Raw genomic sequence first — 296 nt, 5'->3', positions numbered from 1 at the left:
GTCGCTGTCGCCGCAGGAACTGCAACTCCTCCGCCATCCACTCGTGCCAGAAAGCGATGGTTTGCTCGGTGTCCCCGTTGACCCCCTCCGCGATGTCGCGAGCGATGCCGCGTTCCTCGGCTGCGGCGAAGTCGGACTGCACCCACACCGTGACATCAATGAGGTCTTCCAGCTCTCGTTGGCTGGCTCCTACACCTTCGACGACAACTAAATCCAGGTCGGAGGAGATATCGATCGTCCCGTCCCGTCCGTGGAGTGCCCAGGCAGGCGGGCGGAAGGAGACGTCTTCCCCGCGG

The 296-nt window shown here is 63.9% G+C and carries 1 pseudogene; it reads right to left on the bottom strand.

Annotation, left to right across the window (positions count from 1 at the left end):
• Positions 1-296, bottom strand: a pseudogene (locus IG178_RS24820) (hypothetical protein); the annotation flags it as partial.

This window comes from Neoluteolibacter marinus, assembly GCF_014904755.1.
Taxonomy (GTDB): domain Bacteria; phylum Verrucomicrobiota; class Verrucomicrobiia; order Verrucomicrobiales; family Akkermansiaceae; genus Haloferula; species Haloferula marina.
Note: the sequence above shows the minus strand (reverse complement) of the source record. Positions and strands in the feature narration are given on the sequence as shown.